The organism is Algoriphagus algorifonticola, assembly GCF_007655305.1.
Classification (GTDB): domain Bacteria; phylum Bacteroidota; class Bacteroidia; order Cytophagales; family Cyclobacteriaceae; genus Algoriphagus; species Algoriphagus algorifonticola.
In genome coordinates this window covers 52,247-75,223 of the sequence record NZ_VLOG01000065.1, presented here as the reverse complement: position 1 = coordinate 75,223, position 22,977 = coordinate 52,247, and the positions used below count along the sequence as shown (strand labels likewise).

At 40.9% G+C, this 22,977-nt stretch carries 19 protein-coding genes; 3 read left to right on the top strand and 16 right to left on the bottom strand.

Translation table 11 applies throughout. The annotated features are described in order from the left end of the window. Nucleotides 1-644: 644 nt before the first annotated feature. Entirely contained in the window at nucleotides 645-3,893 is a 3,249-nt protein-coding gene (locus tag FL972_RS18285) for a S41 family peptidase (protein WP_144607433.1), read from the top strand. A 41-nt stretch (nucleotides 3,894-3,934) separates the two neighbouring features. Here the strand turns inward: FL972_RS18285 and FL972_RS18280 are convergent, their stop codons facing one another. The 6 genes from FL972_RS18280 to FL972_RS18255 form a co-directional block, all read right to left on the bottom strand. Then, a complete protein-coding gene (locus FL972_RS18280) occupies nucleotides 3,935-4,702 on the bottom strand; it encodes an SDR family NAD(P)-dependent oxidoreductase (RefSeq protein ID WP_144607432.1) in 768 nt (255 codons plus the stop codon). 241 nt (nucleotides 4,703-4,943) lie between these two features. Further along, nucleotides 4,944-5,858, bottom strand: coding sequence for an amidohydrolase family protein (locus FL972_RS18275; protein WP_144607431.1), 915 nt, complete (start codon nucleotides 5,856-5,858; stop codon nucleotides 4,944-4,946). Nucleotides 5,859-5,868: 10 nt separating this feature from the next. Then, nucleotides 5,869-7,035: a DmpA family aminopeptidase gene (locus FL972_RS18270; protein WP_144607430.1), complete on the bottom strand. Its 1,167-nt coding sequence runs from the start codon at nucleotides 7,033-7,035 to the stop codon at nucleotides 5,869-5,871. Between the two features lie 225 nt (nucleotides 7,036-7,260). Further along, a complete protein-coding gene (locus FL972_RS18265) occupies nucleotides 7,261-7,632 on the bottom strand; it encodes a hypothetical protein (protein ID WP_144607429.1) in 372 nt (123 codons plus the stop codon). A 27-nt stretch (nucleotides 7,633-7,659) separates the two neighbouring features. Further along, a complete protein-coding gene (locus FL972_RS18260) occupies nucleotides 7,660-8,292 on the bottom strand; it encodes a DUF2306 domain-containing protein (protein WP_144607428.1) in 633 nt (210 codons plus the stop codon). A 340-nt stretch (nucleotides 8,293-8,632) separates the two neighbouring features. Beyond that, the gene (locus FL972_RS18255) at nucleotides 8,633-9,391 is read right to left on the bottom strand and encodes a hypothetical protein (RefSeq protein ID WP_144607427.1); all 759 of its coding nucleotides are present in this window, start codon (nucleotides 9,389-9,391) and stop codon (nucleotides 8,633-8,635) included. Between the two features lie 177 nt (nucleotides 9,392-9,568). Here FL972_RS18255 and FL972_RS18250 point away from each other — a divergent pair, with 177 nt between their 5' ends. After that, complete coding sequence (locus FL972_RS18250) at nucleotides 9,569-11,512, top strand: tetratricopeptide repeat-containing sensor histidine kinase (protein WP_144607426.1); 1,944 nt, start codon at nucleotides 9,569-9,571, stop codon at nucleotides 11,510-11,512. Further along, nucleotides 11,509-12,243, top strand: a complete 735-nt coding sequence (locus FL972_RS18245; protein WP_144607425.1) for a LytR/AlgR family response regulator transcription factor — start codon at nucleotides 11,509-11,511, stop codon at nucleotides 12,241-12,243. Before FL972_RS18250 ends, FL972_RS18245 begins: the two co-directional genes overlap by 4 nt. A 2-nt stretch (nucleotides 12,244-12,245) precedes the next feature. Here the strand turns inward: FL972_RS18245 and FL972_RS18240 are convergent, their stop codons facing one another. The 10 genes from FL972_RS18240 to FL972_RS18195 all read right to left on the bottom strand — a co-directional run bounded on the left by FL972_RS18240 (nucleotide 12,246) and on the right by FL972_RS18195 (nucleotide 22,974). Further along, on the bottom strand, nucleotides 12,246-12,437 hold the full coding sequence (locus FL972_RS18240) for a hypothetical protein (RefSeq protein WP_091651520.1): 192 nt from the start codon (nucleotides 12,435-12,437) through the stop codon (nucleotides 12,246-12,248). Between the two features lie 89 nt (nucleotides 12,438-12,526). Continuing rightward, the gene (locus FL972_RS18235; protein WP_144607424.1) at nucleotides 12,527-13,048 is read right to left on the bottom strand and encodes an ester cyclase; all 522 of its coding nucleotides are present in this window, start codon (nucleotides 13,046-13,048) and stop codon (nucleotides 12,527-12,529) included. A 148-nt stretch (nucleotides 13,049-13,196) separates the two neighbouring features. Then, entirely contained in the window at nucleotides 13,197-16,556 is a 3,360-nt protein-coding gene (locus tag FL972_RS18230; RefSeq protein ID WP_144607423.1) for a sensor histidine kinase, read from the bottom strand. Between the two features lie 5 nt (nucleotides 16,557-16,561). Next, a complete protein-coding gene (locus FL972_RS18225) occupies nucleotides 16,562-17,299 on the bottom strand; it encodes a DUF6090 family protein (protein WP_144607422.1) in 738 nt (245 codons plus the stop codon). A 2-nt stretch (nucleotides 17,300-17,301) separates the two neighbouring features. Next, nucleotides 17,302-18,066 carry a DUF6090 family protein gene (locus tag FL972_RS18220; RefSeq protein WP_144607421.1) on the bottom strand — a complete coding sequence of 255 codons (765 nt, stop codon included), beginning with the start codon at nucleotides 18,064-18,066 and terminating at the stop codon, nucleotides 17,302-17,304. Then, on the bottom strand, nucleotides 18,066-18,821 hold the full coding sequence (locus tag FL972_RS18215; RefSeq protein ID WP_144607420.1) for a DUF6090 family protein: 756 nt from the start codon (nucleotides 18,819-18,821) through the stop codon (nucleotides 18,066-18,068). The genes FL972_RS18220 and FL972_RS18215 overlap by 1 nt, the downstream gene beginning before the upstream one ends. 12 nt (nucleotides 18,822-18,833) lie before the next feature. Beyond that, nucleotides 18,834-19,613, bottom strand: coding sequence for a DUF6090 family protein (locus FL972_RS18210; RefSeq protein WP_144607419.1), 780 nt, complete (start codon nucleotides 19,611-19,613; stop codon nucleotides 18,834-18,836). A 1-nt stretch (nucleotide 19,614) separates the two neighbouring features. After that, entirely contained in the window at nucleotides 19,615-20,649 is a 1,035-nt protein-coding gene (locus FL972_RS18205) for a sensor histidine kinase (RefSeq protein ID WP_144607418.1), read from the bottom strand. A 2-nt stretch (nucleotides 20,650-20,651) separates the two neighbouring features. Beyond that, complete coding sequence (locus FL972_RS18200) at nucleotides 20,652-21,791, bottom strand: FIST signal transduction protein (RefSeq protein WP_144607417.1); 1,140 nt, start codon at nucleotides 21,789-21,791, stop codon at nucleotides 20,652-20,654. Between the two features lie 22 nt (nucleotides 21,792-21,813). After that, nucleotides 21,814-22,974, bottom strand: coding sequence for an FIST N-terminal domain-containing protein (locus tag FL972_RS18195; protein ID WP_144607416.1), 1,161 nt, complete (start codon nucleotides 22,972-22,974; stop codon nucleotides 21,814-21,816). Between the last annotated feature and the right edge of the window lie 3 nt (nucleotides 22,975-22,977).

The window sequence follows — 22,977 nt, the reverse complement described above, 5'->3', positions numbered from 1 at the left end:
TTTCATTTAGTGAGGGTTAAGATTTCTTTCAATCTAAAATGATCTTTAAGATCTCTATTACCAGGATAAAAAAATTGCATCAATAAATACCCCTTTACGGTGTAATTGTTTAAGAATAGAGGACACTTAAAATGATGTACCAATAAAAGCGGGAGAACATTCTCGAAAATCACAAAGACCAGTCTAATTAGCCTCTAAAAAGGATTTCCATAATTGAAGATTTATCAATTGAGAGAGGCTATAATTTAAAGTCAAAATAGAGATGCCTAAAAGACCAATTATACCAACTTCAATTATACATTTACAATAATTTAAATCAGTTTTTTCTTTTTCTTCAGAAGGCAACATGGCATCCAATCTTTGATTGTTTGAATGAATTGATATACAGTAAGTTATAAAATAATGCGCGTAAGAAAAAAATATTTTAAACAATAAATTCTGACTGAATTAGCTTGTTTTATAGACAGATAGAAAACAGAAGATTTTTTAATAATCACAAAATCCTTTTTTGGGGATAAGCAACAGCAAGTTTTGACTCCTGAGCGAATAAGGATGGATACCGAATAATTATTTTTGGTCTTCCGTCGAAAGTACTTTCCTTTTTTCTTCTTAGATTTCTTAGATACTAATTAAATCATTAATCTATGTATAAGGCGACCATACTATCGTTTTTGTTTATTTCTATTTTTTATAATCAATCTAAGGCCCAAGAAAAACCGGGATATTTTATGCATCCGGATTTGCATGAAAATACCATGGTTTTTGTAGCAGAGGGAGATATTTGGACTGCATCAGTATCTGGTGGAATGGCAACTCGCCTAACCACGCATCCTGGGGATGAGTCCGATCCCAAAATCTCCCCCGACGGAAAATGGGTTGCGTACGCCGCCAGCTATGAAGGCCCTACTGAGGTCTATGTAATGCCGATTTCCGGAGGTTTACCCAAAAGGTTGACTTACGAACCCTCTGCATCTATCCCTGTAGCTTGGAGATCAGCCACAGAACTGGCTTATACCACCAATCAATATTCCACCTTGCCCCGACTGAGGACCGTTGTGGTAGATGTAAATTCTAGAGTAAAGGAAGTTCTTCCTTTGGAAATGGCCGCAGAGGGAAGTTTTGATCGGGAGTCAAACACCTACTTTTTTGTAAGACCTACCTATCACAACAATGTCACTAAACGCTATCAAGGAGGAACAGCCAGACAACTTTGGAAATACAGTAATGGAGCTGCGGAGGCGGTCAAACTGACCAAAGATTACGCCGGCGAAGACCATCATCCTATTTTTCACCAAGGACGTGTCTATTTCATTTCCTCAAGGGATGGAATCCAAAATGTTTGGTCCATGAAACCGGATGGCTCGGATATCCAACAGCACACCAAAGAAGTATCTTATGATGTGAGGGAGTATTCCCTTTCTGGAAATACGTTGGTTTATCGTTCAGGAGCGGATCTGTTTCAAATGAATTTGGGACAAAGCGAATCCCGAAAAATTGCGATCAATCTAGTTTCGGATTTTGATCAGTTGAGGGAAAATTGGGTAGACAATCCTGCCAGCTATATCACGAATATTTCTGTGTCCAATAATGGAGAAAAAGTGGCTTTGACCGCTCGGGGTCGGGTTTTTGTCTTTCCTGCAAAGGATGGAAGAATGATTCGCCTAAGTAGAAAAGATGGGGTGCGGTATCGAGATGCAGTTTTTACAACAGATTCCAAGGATATTTTGACCTTTTCCGATGAAAGTGGGGAGTTTGAAATCCATCAATACTCTGGTTTGGGTTTGGATCAGGGAAAGCAATTGACAGATAATGGAACCACGCTTCGATTCAATTTGACTCCTTCACCGGATGGAAAATGGCTGGCTTGGATCGATCTCAACAATGATCTATGGATTAGAAATCTTGCCACGGGAAAAGCAGTCAAAGCCAACCTTACAGATGAAGACCTGCATGGCAGTATGTCTTGGTCGCCTGACAGCCAATGGCTGGCTTATGGGCAGGCAGCTTCAAATACATTTACCCAACTCTTTGTCTTCAATCCGACTACGGAAAAGCGAGTTACCTTGACTTCCGATCGCACCAACAGTCTCAACCCGCAATGGAGCGCTGATGGGAAGTGGATTTATTTCCTTTCAGACCGGAATTTTGAGACTAAAGTGGGAAGTCCTTGGGGGCAGCGTCAACCGGAACCATTTTGGGAAAAGCAGATGAAGATCTATCATATTCCGCTTCAAAAGGGTTTGATTTCTCCCTTTACTCCAAAAAATGAGCTGAAAGCAGAGGAGAAAAAATCAGAGGGTCCTGTAAGCGTGAAGATCGATGAGGAGGGACTGATGGAACGCGTACAAGAAGTACCCGTTACAGCGGGAAATTACAAAAATCTGATCGTGACAGATAAGGCCTTGTACTACCATCGAGTTGGCCCAGGTCCGGGAGTGTATTACGGAGGTGGTGCTTCCAATGAAGATGAGCCTGCACTGATGATGACTCCAATTTCTGAAAAGTCTGAGCAAAAGGTTTTTGCAGACAAAATCAACAGTTATGCAGTTTCAGCCAACAACAAATATGCTTTGCTTCGGCAAGGAGCCAATCATTTTTTAGTGGAGCTAGGGACATCTCCTGTTTCGGATTTATCCAAAAATAAGTTGGATCTGAATGGGTGGAGGTTCAGTATAGACCCTCGGGAAGACTGGAAGCAGATCTATACTGATGCTTGGCGCATGGAGCGCGATTATTTTTACGACGCAGGTATGCATGGGGTAGACTGGGATAAAATGTACGAGAAATACCTTCCTCTAGTAGATAGGGTGACTACCCGAAATGAGCTTTCAGATGTGATAGGAGAGCTGATAGGAGAGCTTTCCGTTTTGCATACTTCCGTTCGTGGAGGTGATACCCGGGATGGAGATGACAATATTCAGTTTGGAATGCTGGGAGGGCTTTTTACTAAGACTAATCAAGGTTACAGGATCGACTACATCTTCCAAAGCGATCCTGACTATCCTGATGAGAAATCACCTTTAAGCCATCCTGCTTTCGGCATTCAAACAGGCGATGTGATCACACATATCGATGGGACTTCAGTTTTGGAAGTAGCGGATATGCAGGTTTTGCTTCGAGATAAGGCCAGAAAGCAAGTTCGCCTAGCAGTAGCCGGAAAGGGAGACTTTATAGTCGAGCCTATGAGTTCGGGGCAAGAAAGCAACCTGCGATACAACGATTGGGAGTACACCCGAAGATTGGAAACCGAAGCCAAATCCAATGGAGATATTGGCTATGTGCATTTAAGAGCCATGACTTCAGGCGATATCGGACAGTGGTATCGGGATTTTTATCCTCAGTTTAAGAAGAAAGGCTTGGTCATCGATGTACGCCACAACCGCGGTGGGAACATTGATTCCTTTATTCTGGAAAAATTGATGCGAGAAGCTTTCTTCTACTGGAAAAGCCGCACGGGAGAACCTTACTGGAATATGAATTATGCATTCCGAGGGCATTTGGTTTTGCTAGTGGATGAATTTACTGCCTCTGATGGAGAGGCTTTTGCCGAAGGCTTCAGAAGACTGGGCTTAGGCAAAGCGATCGGCGCGAGAACCTGGGGAGGAGAAGTTTGGCTTTCAGGTGTGAATACGCTTTCAGATAATGGCATTGCCCGGGCTCCGATGAATGGGGTGTATGGGGAAACTGAAAATGGGACAGAATGGCTGATTGAGGGAGTTGGTTTTATTCCTGATATCGAAGTCATCAATCTGCCTAAGGCAACCTTCGATGGAAAAGACGCCCAATTGGATGCAGCGATTGAGCATTTGCAAGAGTTGATTCAAAAAGACCCACGGCCGGTTCCAACGCCACCGGCTTATCCGGATTTGAGTTTTAAGAATGGGAAGAATTGACCTACAAAGAGGGCTTGCAATTATGCAGGCCCTCTTTGATTTTAACCTTTTGCCATAATCCCTCCATCAATTGTATAAACGCTTCCGGTAATCCAAGAAGCCTCTTTTGAGGCTAGAAAAAGAACCAAATTAGCAATGTCTTTAGGCTTTCCCAGTCTTTGGATCAGGGTATTATTGCCGGCATTTTCTACAGCTTTTGCAGGATCTGGAAAGGCCTTCGCTGAATCATGAATCAGTGGGGTATCCACCGGCCCGGGACAGATGCAATTGACACGAACTTTTGGGGCATAATCTACTGCGGCTTGTTTGGCAAGTGCTATCAAACCAGCTTTGGATGCGCAATAAGCCGGGTGATTAGGAAAGGATTTAAAGCCGGCAATTGAAGAATTGATGGTAATTGAAGCTTGACTGCTTTTTTGTAATACAGGAAGTGCTGCTTTTAGGAGGTAAAAAATTGAGGTCAGATTCACGTCTAGGGTTCTATGCCATTCCATTGGTGATAAATCAGTGATAGAGCCTAAGCCCAATCTTCCTGCATTGGCAGAAATGCCATCAAGCTGTCCATATTTTGTGACCGCTAAGTCTACTAGTTTTTGATTATAGGCGGGATCACTGACGTCTCCAGAAAGGAAAATGGCATGATCTCCCAATTCATCGACAAGTTCATTTCCGGCAATTTCATTTCTTCCGCTTAAGATGAGGTTGGCTCCCTCATTTGCAAAAGCCTTCGCTACGGCTCTTCCCATGCCACTGGTGGCTCCTGTGATGAGATAGGTTTTACTCTCAAATTTTAAAGATTGAGTCTTCATTTTTAAATAAAAGGAGAAAATTGATTTATTCCTATGTCTCCAATTACTGATAAAATTTTCCGAAAGGCGGCTCAGTGCTGAAACTCCAACCAAGAGGAAAATTCAGCGTGGTTAAATGCTGCTGAGATTTTAATAGATAAAGAATCATGCCTGCCGAAAGGATGGTGATTGTGTTTCCAAAAGTGATTTCAAAACCATTATGAGTAGATTTTATTTTCCTTCAGGGTTAGGATATTTTTTTTTAATCTTCCAATCGCAGAAATCTCGCCGCATTCCCATAAAATATCCCTTCTTTATCCTCAATTGTCAGGAAATCCAAACTGTTCAAAAAATCGATAGACTTCCCGATTGCGTAAGGCCATATCATTTGATCAGAACCAAACATCACTCGATCCAGGTAGCCTGCATGCTTGATGTTTTTGAGAAAATCCGTGACATATCGTTGAGTGTTGGGCTCCACCCAAAGTAAAACAGCAATATCCGTATAAAGCTGGGGATAGTAGGCCATCAATCGAATGGCATGTTCCGGCCAATCCTCTCCTCCGGCGTGCATCAGATACACCCGTAGTTTGGGATACTTGACCAAAACATCTTCTATCAAATAAGGATCACCTAGTTTCAGTCTTGCTCTTGGGGACCAGGAATAGGTGCCTCCTGGGTCTCCACCTCCGGTATGCACAGCCACTGGAATGTCATATTTTTCACAAATCTCGAGATAAGGTTGCCAAATGGGATCGCTGAGCGTGGTACCGCCGTAGTAGGGACCCAATTCTCCAAAGATTTCGATTTCACCTGCTTTGATCATTTGCTCAAACCGCTCAATATCTATTTCGTAATCATCTGGGGAAATAGATAAAATACCCTTGATTACACGGTTATCTTTATCTTTTTCCTTCCAGATTCGAACACTTTCGGGATTACCACTGACAGCAGCCTTAACGATATTAAACCGCTCAAATGCCGCAAAAGTCTCTATGCGATGTTGCTCAGCATTTGCTGAACTCTTTACTCCATAGTGATCTGTAGCGGAAGGTTCCCGCACACCAAAATCACTCTCCGTGTAGGAGTGAATGTGCATATCAATAATTCTGGTCTGGCCGAAAGAAACCACTATGGGAAAAAGTGCCCAGCCAACTATTGCTAAAATTTTTTTCATGTTGAGGTTATCATTTGATTCTACCGTACTTCTTTAACAGCTCGACGACTTCGTCTTCTGGTAGTTCGTATACCGTCGTATTATTTTTCCCCACCATGGTTTCTGCAGCTACCAAGGCATTCAGAATTGATTCTTCGGTCGCTTGGGCGGTTGCCAGAAAAAGGGCTGACATTTGATCATTGGGAATCATGTCTACCTGTTGATTATTTTCTCGATCGGCAGCCCCAGAATTGGCAGTAGAAAAGGCAATGAAAATATCACCGGAGCCATTCCCTCCATATCCACCTACTCGACTGATTCCTATAGGTACTCGCCTTGCTAATCTTTTTAATTGATGGGGAAGCAGCGGAGCATCAGTAGCCACGATCACAATGATGGATCCTCTTTCTTCTTGGCGATTCAATGGATCTAAAAGAATCTGTCGATCGGAAATTTCTTTGCCTACAGGTACTCCGGCAATAGTCAGTGATTCACGAGTGCCATAATTGGCCTGCACAAGCACGCCTAAAGTGTAGGTGGTATTATTGATCATAATTTCACGCGAGGAGGTGCCTATTCCTCCCTTGAATTGATGACAGATCATCCCGGTGCCACCGCCAACGTTACCTTCTGCTACAGGTCCGGATTTTGCATTTTCCAAAGCAGCAAAAACATGTTCTTTTTTAACATGAAAACCATTGATATCATTTAAATCCCCATCGTATGTTTCGGCTACTACAGGCAATGCCCAAAATACGTCTGGTTCACCTGGTAATGGATCAAAATGATTGTTTTTAAACTCCCATTCTATCACCGCATCTCTGACTATACCTACACTGTGGGTATTGGTAATGGCAATGGGTCCTTCCAAAAAACCGGATTCTTCCACCCAAGTAGTTCCTGTCATTTCCCCATTTCCGTTTAGGCTATACCAGCCTGCGAAAACGGGATCGTATTGCTTGCCTCTGGGGAAAATAGTGGTCACTCCTGTTCGGACAGGACCTTCCCCTACTATCAATTCTCCCTCTCCGGATATCAGTGTGGTATGACCGACTTCTAAGCCTTTGACATCAGTGATGGCATTGAGTTTTCCTGTTTTTCCATCCAAGGGGATTCCTAAATCTCTTGCCCGATGGTTTTGACTGTAGACAATGGTAAGTACAAATTGAAAAATAAGTATTAGGATTAATTTTCTCATTATTAAATTTTTATAGGTATACCTGATACAATATAAGCTGATTATTTTCTTAGTATTTAAGGTTTCTTTTCTTTCAAGAGTAAGCAGTGAAACTGTAACCAAAAAATTTTCAAAGCATTCTATAGTATTAGCGAAACCTACTGAATGATTTGAAGCTACAAATTCCACCATCTTCTTGTTGGATTCTATAAATTCAGTTTTTCAACTCTTGCTGTTTGAATGAGTCTATTTTTTATAGATCAACTCCCCTGAATTGAAGTTTGCATTTTCAATTCCATTAGAGTAGTAATATAAAGCTCCAATATCTCCTTGTTTCTTTCTTGAGAGCTGGTCACAGTATAATTGTGAAAAGGGAATAGTTTTTACTTGTCGAAATCCTTCAATCCATTCTTCAATATTTTTGAATATTGTGTCATTTAAATGTGGCGGGATATTGGGTTTTCGCATCCAAAGCCTTGGACTTTCTCCGGCCGAAAGGTCAAACTCTTGCCAAGGTTCAAATTCCAGCCCTTCTTCGTCTTCTGGTCCAATAGCCTCAAACCCTATGATAAGTATAAGTACAAGAGAAAGAATATATAGCATGACTTTCTTAATCATGATTACCTGATATATAGGATAGGGAATTTATTTTTTATTCCACTGAAGTACGATCTCGCAGATAAAGAGCGGAACTACCCAAGAAAGCCAAATGGCCGTGGGGCCGGTCTCTATAAATGAGCCAAGCTCATTATAAAATGGTTGGCTTGTGAGCCAGCGAAAGAGGACAAAGGCAAAGGTCACCACATAGCTTCTGATCATCCATTCTTTATGGAGGCTGATTCTGCGCAAAAGAATAAACCGAAAAGCCATTCCTGTGGTACCAAACCAAGCTATAGCCAAGCCTATTAGAGCTAGACTCCAAGTCCAATGAATAGCGATACCAGTGGTCAGAGATAGCGCAATTGAGCTAATTACTCCAACCAGAATTCCGGAGATATAGGCCATTCCCATCATCCGATGAGCTTTGAGATACCTATTTCTAAAAGCGGTCCAAAACTGGAAAGGACCAAGGCTTAAGGCAATTAAACCTCCAGAAATATGTCCGATTAATGGCCATTTCATCACCCAAAATCTCCCGAACACACCTTCTTCCAATCCGAAATATGGGAGCGCATCATTTAGGATAAATTTTCCTGCTAATAGAACCATAAAAGCAACACCCAACCAGGTAAACCAAGTTTTAAAGGAGAATGCTTCAAGAGTGCTGTTTTTTGCCATGATGTGTAAAATGCTTAAGTCTTAATGCTTACTTAGAAAAAATGGACAGTCGATATGAAGTCAAGAAATCATGGCGGTTTCGGTGTCTTGGAAATGCTATACCAGGTTTAAAGACACCGTTTTATTTCCATCAGATCAAGCTGTATCAGTTCCTGCTTGCATCATTTCCATGATCTTCATTCCTTATTTTTTTGAAATCTTTCTTAGAAAATTTTCAGGGTTTCACCAGTTTTATGAAAGCCAAGTAAAGGAGATCTAGGATCTCCTTATTTTGACTGATTGACCTTTCATCAATACTTCGGCATTCAGTTGAATTGGTCAAAAGCAGAAGTCTTTACTTTTAATTATTTCCAAGATGACTAATTTCTTCGTCCATTTTGTAGATATAGCTCCAAGTGCTTTCTAAAGACGAACGGAATTTTGCTTGTAACTCATCTCTTGTTTTCTTCCCGGACGCATCTTCTACAGATTTCCAAACGCTATCCTGCATTACATCCATTTCAGCATAATTTTTATATCCTGTTACCACATGGTAGTTTGGACTGCTAGGATCGCCGGTTTGCCAATTATACCAATACCCACGAATAGGCAACCCAGAGCTTTTGCGTATCGCTTCAACTTCTTTAACCACTTCCATCATTTTATAGCCATTGGTCTGGTTAAGCTTGAAAAAGCTTACCCTGATAAGGTTGGCTCCAAAGGCATTAGAATTACTTATTTCCGGCATAAAGCGTGTAATATGATTGGTTGCAGTTTCCACGTGAGGATTAATCAGGCTGAGGGCAAGTAATCGGCAATCCTTTCCTTTTTCATCAGTTTTATCCATTTCAGCCCAATTTGGCATGTTGGTGGCCAAAATGTAAACAGTGCCTTCTCCTTGCTGTCTTTCCCACATTCGCCAAGTCCATTCTCCTCCGTCTTTTAAATAGCATTCTTTCCATGCTTTGATACCTTCTCGAAATTGCATGGTATGACCAGGCTTAATAGTAAACTCAGTGACAGAAGTTAGTGGTCCCAAAGGAGCATCTTGAGCATTTACAAATGGGCTGATCGCAATTAGCAGTACCAACCCTAACAATTTTCTCAGTGTTGCTTTCATCTTTATTTTTTTAGGTTAAAAGATTATTTGATTCAATCTCTCATTGAATTTGCAATTCAAAAAGTAAAGGAGGACGGAGCTAGTTGTTTTCTGTCCGAACTAGTGCAGTTTTTTATCAGAGGCATTTAAAATGCAAAAAAATGACTTTTAAATACTAAAAATTGTTTATTTTCCAATATGAAAAGAATCTTAGTCTTCTTTTTACTTTTTTGCCAACTTTCGGGTTTTGCCCAAATTTCCAATAATGAGGGATTGATTGAATATCAAGCTGTTTTTGAAAACACAGATGACTTTGGTCCAGAATATCTTGAATTGATTGAAAAATCACTCCCAAAAGTTGAGGGGTCTGATGTAAGGCTTCAAATGTTGTGGGATTTAGGCTATTATACGCACACGAGAAACCTTCGAAGATCACTCTTCTTTATCAAACAAGGATTAGAAGAAGCCCAAAAAGATGGAAGCAAAATCTGGGAGGGGCGAATGCAAGTAGCTCAGGGAGCTGTATTGCTAAGAATGGAGCAACTTGATCAAGCAGAGCAAGTTTTGAAAAGTGCGCTGGAAAAGTTACCTGAATCAGAGACTTGGTTACTACTCACTAATTTAGGCTATGTCTATGAGCGTAGAGGAGAATTGGGCAAAGCCTTTGAATTTGCCAGTCAAACGCTTCAATTGGGAGAAAAATACGGCGATACCAAAGCCATTGCTATGGCTTATTCAGATATCAGCAATTTGTTTTGGAAGCAGGGAAAATCAGAAGAAGGGTTGGAGTATGGCCTGAAGTCGCTCGCGCTTTTTGAGCAGAGGGGCATCAAAGACTTGGACTTTGACTTCACATTGCATGTCACTGGCAATAATTTGGTTATGCTTGGCAGGTATCAAGAGGCTCTTCCGTATTTTCAACGCTCCACCCAAATAGGCAAGAAATACGGCTTTTATAATAACCTCAGCGATACCTACATTGCCTTGACAGATTTATACTTAGCGTTGGAGGATTATTCAAATGCCGAAAATTCCGGGAAGGAGGCACTTAAATACGCCGAGCTATTACAGAATGAGTTTATGGTTGTTCGCTCTTTGCTTTCTCTGGGGAAAGTGAAAAAAGAACAAGGCTTTTATGAGGAAGCCACCATATACCTTAACCGAAGTATCCGGACAGCTACTGAGGATTTTGGGGACCGCTACTTTTTAGGGTTGATTTATAGGGAATTGGCTGAATCATACGAAGGCTTACAGGATATTTCCAATTCATACAGGGCTTTTAAAAAGTATCATGAACTCAATCAGGCAGTGTTCAATGCAGAAGCAGATCAGCGAATCGCCCAATTGCAAACAGCAATGGATGTAAATCAAAAAGAAAGTATTATTTCCCTGCAGGAAGAAGCTCTTAAGCGTCAGAAAATTATCCAAGTTTTCACCCTTTTGATCACTGCATTGATGGTGTTCTTCCTCTTTTTTCTTTATCGGGTTTTCGTCAAAAGAAAAAAATATAGCCAGCTTCTGGAAAGACAAAATTTAGAAAAGGAGTTTCTGCTGAAAGAAATCCACCATCGTGTCAAAAATAATCTGGAGACGATTTCCAGTCTCTTGGCTTTGCAAACGGCCCAAATCGATAATTCGGAACTTCAGGATATTATGGTGGAGAGCCAAAACAGAGTTCAGAGTATGGGCATGATCCATCAAAATCTATATCAAGGGGAAAATTTGGCGGCTATTGAGATGAAAAATTATTTCGTAAATCTGGGTTCATACATCATTGACTCCTTTGATGCCACGGATCGAATAAGTATGGAAGTCAACATGGATACTTTGGAGTTGGATGTGGATCGCGCTATTCCAATAGGTTTGATCGTTAATGAACTAATCACCAATTCATTGAAATATGCCTTTCCGGATAGACGTAAAGGGGAAATTATGGTTAGCCTTAAAGAGGATAAAGAGCATCTTTATCTAAGGGTAGCAGATAATGGAAAAGGTATGAGTAAAAGCAAATCAATAGAGGGAACTGGATTTGGTACCCAGCTAGTGGAGCTCCTTACTAAGCAGTTGGATGGAAAGATGACCTTGAGCACCCAACAAGGAACAGAAGTTTTTTTCGAATTTAAAACAAAGAAGGCGGCATGAGTGAGAAGACGAGAATTTTGATTGTGGAGGATGATATGATTATCGCTGCAAATATTTCTTTGCAGCTATCCAAGTTAGGATATGAAGTGACAGGAATAGAGTCCAGAGGAGAAGAGGCAGTTAATCATGCTTTAGAGAACCGACCCGATATCATTCTCATGGATATTCAACTGAAAGGGGGGATAAATGGGGTGGAAGCAGCTAAGAAAATCCAGGAAAAGGCTTCCATTCCTTTAATCTATCTTACGGCCAATTCAGACGAGGCTTCGTTCCAAATGGCAAAAGAAACCAAGCCAGATGCATTTATATCTAAACCATTCAATAAGCTTAATTTACAAAGAACCATTGAGTTAGTTGAAGAGAAGATCCAAGGAAAGGGGGGGCAAATACCTGAAAGCAATTCTTTTATTGAAAGCTTAGACGATCGAATTTTTATCCGAAATAATGGGAAATTAATCAAAATAATGTTGGATGAGATCCTTTATATCGAGGCCGAAAGAAATTATTGTAATATCATTACCAATTCTCAAAATTATTTGATTGTCAGTCCATTAAATACATTTTGCCAGAAAATGGAAAACAAGGATTTTTTGAGAGTTCACCGCTCTTATGTAGTGAATATCAGAAAGCTTGATGCTGTAGCCGATTCACACTTGGAGATCAAGCGCAAGGTAATTCCTGTTAGCAAAATGTATAAGGAGGATTTAATGCGAAGTATTCGTAAAATCTAAGCTTATCCAATTTTTCCATCTCCATTCAAATCTTTGCCAGTATGCTCCTCAAGGATTTGAAGTGTTTTTTTTAAGATCTGTTGGGTTTTGTGCAATTCATTTTCTAGGTAGGCCACGCGTGCTTCCAGCGTAGAGGCTCTGGCTTTTTGATCAGAAATTTGGCTTTGTTGGATTAGGTTCCAGAAGAGTCCCATAGTTGAAATTGTTTAAAAATTAGTTTGTAAGGTCCTAAAATAAAAAAATCCCCATAGAGATGGGGATTTTAGGAGGGATAAGACAAGTCTTAATTCATCATGGTAGAGTCAGCTGCTGCTGCCATGGATTTTTCGTATTCCATCATCGCCATCATAATTGGAGCATTGTCCCAATAACCAAAGTCCTTGACAATTTTTCCATCTACAAATTGAAATGTCTCGTGAAATGGAACTTCGAAAGATTTTCCAGATGCAGTATGGGTTCCTTTCCAGACTCCCCAGCAATTCACCCATTTTTCGCCTTTATCAGTGGTGACCATTTCAATAGCACTATCTTCTATAGTTATGGATACATTGGAGAAATCATCTGCCTGAGCTTTTTGCTCCTCAATCATTTTATCTACTGAAGTTGGATTATCTTCAGTAGCATTATAAAATATCTGTGCATCTGCAGCATAATATTCCCTTTGACCTTCAAAATCTCCCGAGGCAGAAGTTGCCAATAATGCCCTTGCGGCATCGATTTCAGGAGATTGTTGAGTGTACCTTTGTTCCTGCTGGCAAGCAGATAAAGTCAAGCCAAACAGCATAATTAAAATTAACCTTTTCATAGTTGATGGGATTTAGGTGTTTTATTTGAAATAATAGCTAAAATACCAAAAAAACAATTGAAAATCAGTTAATTATGTCATTAAATTACACTTATTAATCAAAAAGCTTCCTCTTTGTTGAGAAAGTAATAATTGTACTTTTTTAATTTTACACAATTTTAGTAGGTAAGGAAATTTTGAACTCAGAACCTATTCCTATTTCACTTTTAATATCCAATTGTCCTCCGTGGGCCTTGATGATATCATGGGTAATACTTAATCCCAAGCCTGTTCCCTCTGTTCCTTTTTTGGTGGTAAAGAAAGGTTGAAGGATCTTGTCCTTGATCTCATCGGGGATGCCGGGGCCATTGTCTTCAACTTCGATGATGACTTGATTTCCCTCTGCCTTTGTTCGTACCAAGAGTTTGGGCTGATATAATTCAGAATTCATTTTGCTCCGCATGGCATCAAAGGCATTGTTGCATAAGTTGACGATGACTCTGGAAAAATCTTCTGAAACTAGATTGACCTTTCGGACTTCGGCATCGAGATTCATCTCTATGTCTACATTGATCGGATTTTTCCCTGCGCGCATTCCATGGAAACTCAAATTGACATATTCCTTGATTAGAGCATTGAGATCGGTGGGTTCCATTTTACCTTCTCCACCTCGGGAATGCTGCAGCATGGAGGAGACGATTCTATTGGCGCGAGTACCGTGTTCATAGATTTTTATCAAATTTGATTTGATATCCGAAAGAATTTCGACTGTCTCTACAGCATGCTCATTTTCCTGAATTTGATGAATTTCCTCCAAAGCTTCCTCGATCAACTCCATTGAAACTTCTGAAAAATTATTGACAAAATTCAGTGGGTTTTTGATCTCATGGGCGATGCCGGCGGTGAGTTGTCCTAGAGAAGCGAGTTTTTCTTGCTGAACGAGTTGCTCTTGGGCTGCCTTGAGATTTTCATAGGCTTTTTCGATCTCCTTGGCTTGGGCCAGCTCTCTGTCTATTGCCTTATCCCGTTCTTTTTTGGCAGCTCTTCTTCTTTGCCCCCGGATAAAAAACATAGCCAATAAAATGATTACTACCGCGTAAATAGAATAGGCCCACCAAGTCAGGTACCAGGGGGGGAGTACTGTAATCTTAAGAGTTTCAGGTTCCAGGTTCCAAACTCCATCTAGATTCATGGACCTTACCTCAAGCACATATTTGCCGACAGGCAGATTTGTATAAGTCAAGCTGCCATTGGTGCCTGCATCCTGCCAGTCTTCATTGAACCCGACTAACCTGTATTGGGATTGATTTTGCCCATTTCCACCAAAATGAATAGCAGCAAATTGGACTACCAAAGTAGTAATACCCGGAGGGACTACTAAGGAGGAAAGCATGTAGCTTGGCTGCCTTTCTGCTGAGTCCAAAAAGCGCTGGTAGCTTTCGCCGTCCAGTAGAATTTCTTTGAAAAGAATCTCAGGGGGATAAGAGTTGGTTTTGATTTGGTCAGGATGAAAAACATTTGCTCCGCTGTTTCCAGAAAAGAAAATTTTTCCGGATTCACCCCGGTAGTTCAAGCCTCCGAACAGCAAGGATTGGAGTCCCATTTCAAAACCGAAGCGCCGGAAGTTCCCAGAATCAGGGGAATATTGAATTATTCCATCGGATGTGGCAAAGTATAATTCTCCGCGATCATTGTAGCTGATTGCATTGATTTCCAAATCAGGGAATGCTGTTTCTTCCAGATTTACCCAATGCAAGAATTTTTCATAGGTTAAATCAGTGTAACCGAAGCCCTCCCTCATGGCCACCCAAACTCTATTTTGTTTATCAATTATGGGTTGGGCTGTAAAGTAGTTTTGCCCCCTTTTGCCTTTAAGATTTAATTTCTTGATTTCTTTTGTTTGAGTATTTAAAGTGAAAAGCCATTGGCCTGACTCTCCCGAAATAGTAGCTTCTTCCAAAACCCCAAGTAAATGTCCATTAGGGTCAACCAAGTAAGCATCAAGATCCAAAAATTTGCCCTCAGGGTCGATTTTTGAAAACTTTTCGGATTCAGGATCAAAAAAGTCTATTCCCTCACTATGGGTTATCCAAAGTTTCCCTTGAGGATCTTCTGAAATATTGAAAATCCAATCTTGAGAAAGAGAGTTGGGGTCTAACGGATCATGTTTATAGCGAATAATTTGATTGAAATTAGGCGATATTCGGTTTAGTCCTCCATAGCCAGGGCCTGGTTGACCGGTACCCACCCAGAGGGTTCCGTCAGAAGAAACAAATATTTTCCAAGGGAAGTAATGAGACAATGCTTTTCCGATGGTTTTCCCTCCTGATGGGGGCGGTTCCTGAGCACCGATGCGTTCTAGTATTGTTTTTCCGTCTTCCGAAAAATGAATGAGCCCCTTTTCCAATGAAGTTCGGGTACCTACCCAAAAGGTTCCATCCTCCATTTCTGCGGCTGATAAAATATCTGCGATTACAATGCCATTTTCATCCCGTAGAAGACCGAAGTCCGATTGGTATAAGTTGAGTAAACTTAAGCCATAAGAGAACCTGGAAGCCCACAAAATCCCCTGGCGATCAATGTATAAATTGCAACCATGATTACTCTCCATGGGAAGTAGGCCCCGGGAATTGTTGATTTCAGAGTTGATTGTTTCCATCTCCCCGGTTTCCAGATCAACCCTGCTGATAGCATTGATTTGATTTAGCCAGAGATAATTGCCTTGAAGTTTGTAAGAGTTATAATTTTCAAAACCTTTCTCTTTTAAAATTTCAGGACTACTTACCTGGAAAAACTTCCAATCTTCATTTGGGCTTTCCCTTTTGGCAAAACCGTTGGGATTAAAAATGACAGCACCTTTATCCCCATATGGGAATACTATCGTTGGTGAGGTTTGGTAAAAAGAAAGCTGCTCCTCGTTGTTTTTGTCAATCGGAAAATCTTCATAGCTGTATTTTCCTTCCGGAGATCGGCTTCCTAATTGGATTTTTTCTTCTTGAAAGGATAAAAAATTCATTCTCCCGTCATTTCCTTCATTTAACTCACGAACAGCTCCTTTTTTTTGGCCTTCTTCCAGGATGAAGGTTTGTGAGGCGGGGTCAAATCGCTTGATTCCCGATCCTGTTCCGGCTAGTACATTTTTGTTTTCAAGAATCTTGAGATCAAGATATCTGATACTCTCGTCTACATTTTCAAAAAATATGACACTGTCATAGGAAGGGTGGTAATATCCTAAATGGCCCGTTTGTATTGAAATCCATAAGCCTCCCTCCTGATCGGATTCTATATAGCGTCCGTCTTGAAAAATCTTCTCATATTTTTTTCCATCAAATCGATAAACTCCGTCCCAAGTGCCTATCCAAATAAATCCAAAAGTGTCTTGGTCTATATCCGTTACTGAGGTAGTAGGCAGGCCATCTTCCGAGGTAATATTTCGAAAAACGGGGCTTTTTGTTTGCGCAAAAATTTCAAATGGAGAACAGTAACCCATCAAAAGTGCTAGGACTGTGGATCTGATAAAATTTCTCATTTTTTTTAATTAAAAGCTTGAATACTCATTTCTTCTTTTAGATCTATACCAAGGCCATTTACTCTTTCCATAAAAAAGACAAACCCTCTCCAGTGAACCGACATTCTTGAGAATGTATTGATCAATTCTTCATCTTCGGAAATCGCATCAAAATCATAAGAATAGGTGATTTCCAGTGTTTCAGGGTCGGTGTGCGCCCTCAGATATTTGTTATAAATAGTGAACTGAGTTTCCGTATCTTCTGACAATCGCCCGAAGGTGCTTTCTACTTGGAGCAAGTAGCTGTACAATTCCGCCAATTCATTTCGTAAGGGGATATTGCGGATCAGGTTGAGGTTGCCGCTTTCTTTCATTTCCTCATAGGTGAGCATGGTGGGCAACTGATTGGTTGTCCTGGGAAACCATACTATCGCAAAATCCACTATTTCCTTTTCGTAATCAGATAGAGCTGTTCTTCTTTCCAGCAATTGTTGGGTTTTGGTGATGGATGAAAGGATTTCCCGCATTTTCTGCTTTTGATCTCCACTTATTTCAACTAGGCGATCCAAATCTTCCGCTATTCTGCTTAGGTACTCATCGGAAAGCTTTTTCTCTTTCCACTCTTCATTCCAATTGTTCACCTGCAAAGCCAAGAGTATCCCAATCATGACCAAAAAAATCTCTCCCAAAGCGTACCAGATGTAATTTCGAACCTTGTCTTGTTCGATGAGTTTTTTGCGGATATGTCGAAAGAAGCGCAGCATGTTTAAAGTTCGTTTAATTGATTGATGATCATTGCCCGAAGCAGCTCAGCTTGATCCTTGAATCTGTCCAGTACTTCGCTAGTCCTTGTTTTGGATTGAATAGTGATGGGCAATATTTCCAGAAATTCAGGTTTAGCCATCATTCTCTTGTAAGCTTGCATAGCTTCTTCTGGAGAGTAAGTTTCTGAGCTGCTAAAGCTACCGACTCCTATTTGTTGCTCCGGGAGAAGGATGCCACGGGAAAATTTCAGGTAGTCGATTTGGAATTCCTGCCGGATAAAATTGAATTGATCCCGATTGTTGAGAGTTGAATAGTAAGTGGAGAGGGCAGTTCTAAGCTCCTCATTTTGGATAATGGCCAGTCTTCCGCTGGATTTAATTTCTTCAAAAATGTGATCGGAAATCACGGGATCATAGGTGTATCCGGCATACTCAATACTTTCAATAAAGTAGGTTGGCTCTTCACTCACTAGCCCCGAAGAGTCCACAGCTTCCAAAAGAAATTCAGCCCGTTTCTTCCGACTTTCATTGGCATTAAGGGATCTTGAAAAACTTTCTATGTCTTTTTCCAGATCAGCTGCCAGTCTATGCAAATAGCGATTTTCTAGGTTTCGCTCTTTCCTGTTTTCATTCCAATTATTGACCTGCAATGCTAATAGAATCCCAATCATGACCAAAAAAATCTCTCCAAGGGCATAGAGAACATACTTTCTGATGTTGTCAGAGAATAGAATCTTTTTGCGGATATGTCGGAAGAATCGGAGCATTATTTTAGATTTTCTAATTCTTGAGACACTGCTTCCCTTAACTCATTGGCTGATTCATTCAATCCTTTGGAAAACATAATATGGTGGGACCATTGCACTGAAAATTTTGAGAAATAATTGATCAGCTTTTCATCATTTGCCATTGCTTCAAAATTGAACTTTGGGTTGACCTTGATTCCCCTAGAAGTAAGGCTGCTGGTATCAGGTATCGAGCGTACAAATTGATCTATATAAAATACAGGATTCTGACTCTGATAACCTATTTGCACAAGCACTTCATCATTGGACAAAATATCTTGATCCAACTGGATTAGCTTTTTTCTAAGATCGAGGTTACCAATAAGACTAAGGTCCCCATTACTCCGCATTTCATCCAAGGTAGTTAGGGAAGGGTGTCGGTAGGGTATCTGGTAATAAAAGTGAAGCGTATTTTCAAAAACCCTAACTTTATCCTCAGGCAGGTTTTTTGATTCCAAAAAATCTATAGTTTCCAAGATTAAATTTCTGATTGAAGTAGAGCGTTTCATTGCCTGGTTAGTTTCACTGATGAAGATATCAAGGTCTTCAAGAATCCTTTCGTGGTAAGTGATCGATTTGATTTTGGCTTTCCGCTGCTCATTCCAGTTATTCACTTGAAGGGCAAGCAAAATACCGATCATGACCAGCAGGATTTCTCCAAGAGCGTATAGCAAATATCTTCGGATCTTACGCTCTTCCATCAACCATTTTCTTATATGTCTAAAGATTCTGAGCATTTTTTCTTTGGATTAATTTTTGTCGATTTCCTGATTAATTAAGTTCAGAATAGGAGCTGTAAAGGATTCCATCGATTGCTCATACAGAAGCTTTAATTCCAGATTTACAGCGGCTACATTCCGCATATGATAATCAGAATCAGGATCCGATAGGTAGCCTGGAATATCTGTTTCATATGACTCCATGATGTCATCAGTCAGCTTTTCGGTTTGGGTACCTAATTCCCAGATTTCATTCATAATCAAAGCTGAAAAGTACCGGTGTATGTGGGCATTGTAGACTGATCTCCTTGTATCTCCCTCGTCGTACAAAAATGATTGCAGGCCGTTCATCCTGTTCAAATAGGATGAGATTTGTTTAATGATCTCCTCATTTTGGATGATCCCCAATTCACCATTGGCCACTAACTCATTGTAAGCAGGGATATATGGAAGATAACTGCCGCCTCGCCCCACCAGAAAAACGTCTCTTACAAATTCAGGAGGATTCTCTATTTCTGAATCAATCTCAAATGCACGAAGCAGACGCTCTGCTTGCTCTGCTTTATATTTTACCAGACTAATGCTGCTTTCCAGGTTCAAACTGTCTTGCACCATCTCCTGCTGCAGGCGTTTGAGCACATCCCGCTCACGATTTTTGGTTTTCCTTTCTTCATTCCAATTATTGACCTGAAGGGCGATCAAAATCCCAATCACCACCAAAAATATCTCTCCCAAAGCATAGATTACGTATCGGGATAATCGGTTTTGGATCAGGAGTTTTTGCCGTAGCCTTCGGAATAGGGAAATCATATCAATTAGGTTTTTGAAGTTTGAGGATAAATATGGAACCTTTTCCCTCCTCACTTTCTACTGTCAACTCACCCCCATTTGCCTTTACAATATCATGGGTAATACTTAATCCCAAACCTGTTCCCTCGGTCCCTTTTTTGGTAGTGAAAAATGGCTGAAGGATTTTATCTTTGATTTCGTCAGGAATCCCTAGTCCATTATCCTGAAAGCTAAGTTCTATTTTGTCTTCCAGACGCTGAGTTTTGATTTGAAGGCGAGGTAGGTATTCCCCATTATTGGTAGTGTTTAGCTTTTCGCGCATCGCATCAAAAGCATTGTTGACGATGTTCAGAACCACCCTAGAAAAGTCCTCCATCACCAAATTAGCCTCCCCGGCATTTTCATCTAATTGAAAATCCAAATTCACATTAATAGGGTATTTGCCCGCTCTCATTCCATGAAAGGCTAGCGTGGTGAATTCTTTGACCAGATCATTAATCCGGACTGAACTTGCTTTTCCTGTACTTCCACGGCTATGTAGTAGCATAGATTTGACTATACTGTCAGCTCTGCTGCCATGCTCATGAACTTTGGTTAAATTATTTTGTACGTCAGTGAGAATGTCGATAATGTCCTGTTTGGTTTCTGATGAATCCAGTTTTTCCAGTTCCTCAAAAACCTCCTCGATCAATTCCTTGCTCAATTCTGAAAAGTTGTTGACAAAATTTAAAGGGTTCTTGATCTCATGGGCAATACCGGCTGTGAGTTGACCAAGTGAGGCCAACTTTTCTTGTTGGACTAGCTGAGCCTGGGCAGATTTAAGCTCTGCCAAAGCTTCTTCTACAGCGACTCTTTTATGCTCAAGTTCTTCAATGGTTTCCTCCAGCAAAATGGCGGTAGTCCGTTTTACTTTTTCGGTTCGGTCTAGCTTGAAGGATAATATCTGAAGTTCTTTATCCACATCTTTCAAAGACTTCAGCATAGCCTCCTTGACTTCAGGAGAAATATTGGGCTCCTGCTGTATGAAGTCTGATACCTCTTGAAGATTTTTATCCATTTCTATTTTTCTTTTAGGGCTATACAACAGGTCGTTAGGTTGTGCATCTCTAGATTGCCACCGGCCATTCTCCCAAGCTCAGCATTGGAAAACATTCCTACCATGGGCACATTCCAAACATTTTTAACACCTTCTATTTCTGCGTTCATCATGGGGCCAAAGGAGAGTATTCTACCCGCACAACTGAACACCACTACTGCATCTGCTTCAGGCGTTTCATCTTGTTTGAGTTGTTGAACTCCTTTCACTACTTTTTCCATCACATCCCAATCAGGGGGAAGAGAAAAGCGGATTTTTGAGCCTTGAGGTACAGTGCCACTAGTGAAAAAGGAGCGGTCGGTCCAATCCACAACCAAAGGAGGCCGCATGACAGGGTCTCCATTTTCCCGCTGGAGTTGAAGGGGAAAGTTGGCAGCGATTTCAATTAAAAGGTCTTTATTATCAGGACTGATATTTTCCAGCCCACCATACTTGGTAGTGATATCCAATGCCGGCTCATTATCGATTGTGAAGACATGGTTCCCTTCGCTTTTTGTAACTATTTTTTCGGTTCCCATTGCTTTCCATCCGCAGGTAGCAATACCGCTTACTTTTACTTTTGATTCATCCAAGGCGATGCATACCATTCCATTATTGCTTTCCCATTCATTGGTAAAAACCCAGGTTTCTTCAAAAGCATAATCGTCACCCGCAGCTCCGCCGAAGGCATTTACCTCCTCACCGATCGTCTTTCTAAATCCAAGTAATATTTCTTCCCCATCCGTTGCTGCATTGCTGGTCGCTATCAGAAAAGCGAGCTGTTCAAATTCTTTTTTTGCCTCTTGAGTGATGCGCTTTGCAGTCTCTTGGTAGTTATTTGACTTAAACTCATCAGCATAAATTCTGAAATGCTCTTTTTTCATATCTAGAAGGAGAATAGCAACAGACTTTGTCTCTATGTCTTCGTCGATAAACTCCCCATTAGTACTGCTACCGAATACAGCAATGCCCGCTTCATCAAGCAATTTGCTGATTCCCTTTCTGTCTTGGGAAACTGACAGAAAAACGATAGCTAGCGTAGGATGGAACCCATCTGCCATGCTTTCGGCAAGCGCGCTTTTTATTTCTGCGGTGGATTTTCCTTTGATTGATTTCGCCTTCATAGTTTTATTGTTTGACAGAAATTTATTTCTCTTTTAAGGCTACCCAGCTTACAGTTGTTCCTTGAAATTCACATTGGCCTTCATCCAGTTTTCCAAATTCACCCAAGGAGAAAAAGCCTACCATTGGTTTGCCCCAGGTGGATGCAAGCCCTTCTATTTCTGTGGAGATCAAAGGACCGAAAGTCCCTAACCTTCCCACACATGAAAAGACCATCAACACATCGGCATCCGGCATCTCTTTTTCTTTACAAATTCTGGTAGTCTCTACCACTTTGTCAATCACATCAAAATCTGGTGGTAGGGAAAAACGGAAATGGTCTCCTTCTTTTGCGCCACCGGCTATCATGACGGATTGGTCAGCAGGATTAAAAAATAGCGCAGGCTTCATAATGGCATTTCCCGAAGCTCTCTGAAATTGTAATGGATAGCCAAGATCAGTCGGAACAAATCCACTTCCTTCTGAATTATCCCTTACTATATCGTTCCCTAAGAATCTTTGAATGACATGCATCGCCGGTTCATTGTCAATGGTTAAAGCCCATGAGTCTTCACATTTCGTGATTTTTTTCGTAGTACCTACCGGCTTCCAACCTGAAACTGCCAGACCGCTAATCTCCACCTTGTCCTGATCAAGAATAAGAGCTAGCAATCCTCCTTTACTTGATGCATTATTGGTAAAAATAACCCCCGAAAAATCAGCCGGATCACCACAAACGCCACCTGCAATCATGGTTTCATGGCCTGCTGCATCTGTCAATCCTCTGATTAGTTCGTCGTTGGAGACTCTGAAATCCAAGGGGGAAATGATAAAGCTCGGATTCTCAAAAGTATTTTTTCCGGTTAGGCCTGCATTATATCCAGCTTGGAAAGGAGAAGACCCTTCGTAATCGTTCAATACTATTTTAAAGTGGTCTGGTTTTATATCCAGAAGCATGACAATAATATGACCCTCCCTAATTCCCTTTTCATTAAAGTTGTGGGGAGCGGTTACCCCGAAGATTTCAATTCCTTGATTCCTAAAAATAGACTGGATCGGTTCGGCATCTTCCATGTTGCTTACAAGGATAATGGCAAGGGTTGGCCTGAAATCTTGTCCATTAGCTTGATTGCCGTCACCTATACTTTCATCCAATGCCTTTTTTATGTCTGAGGGTGTGGTTCCGGTTATTGATTTTGCTTTCATATT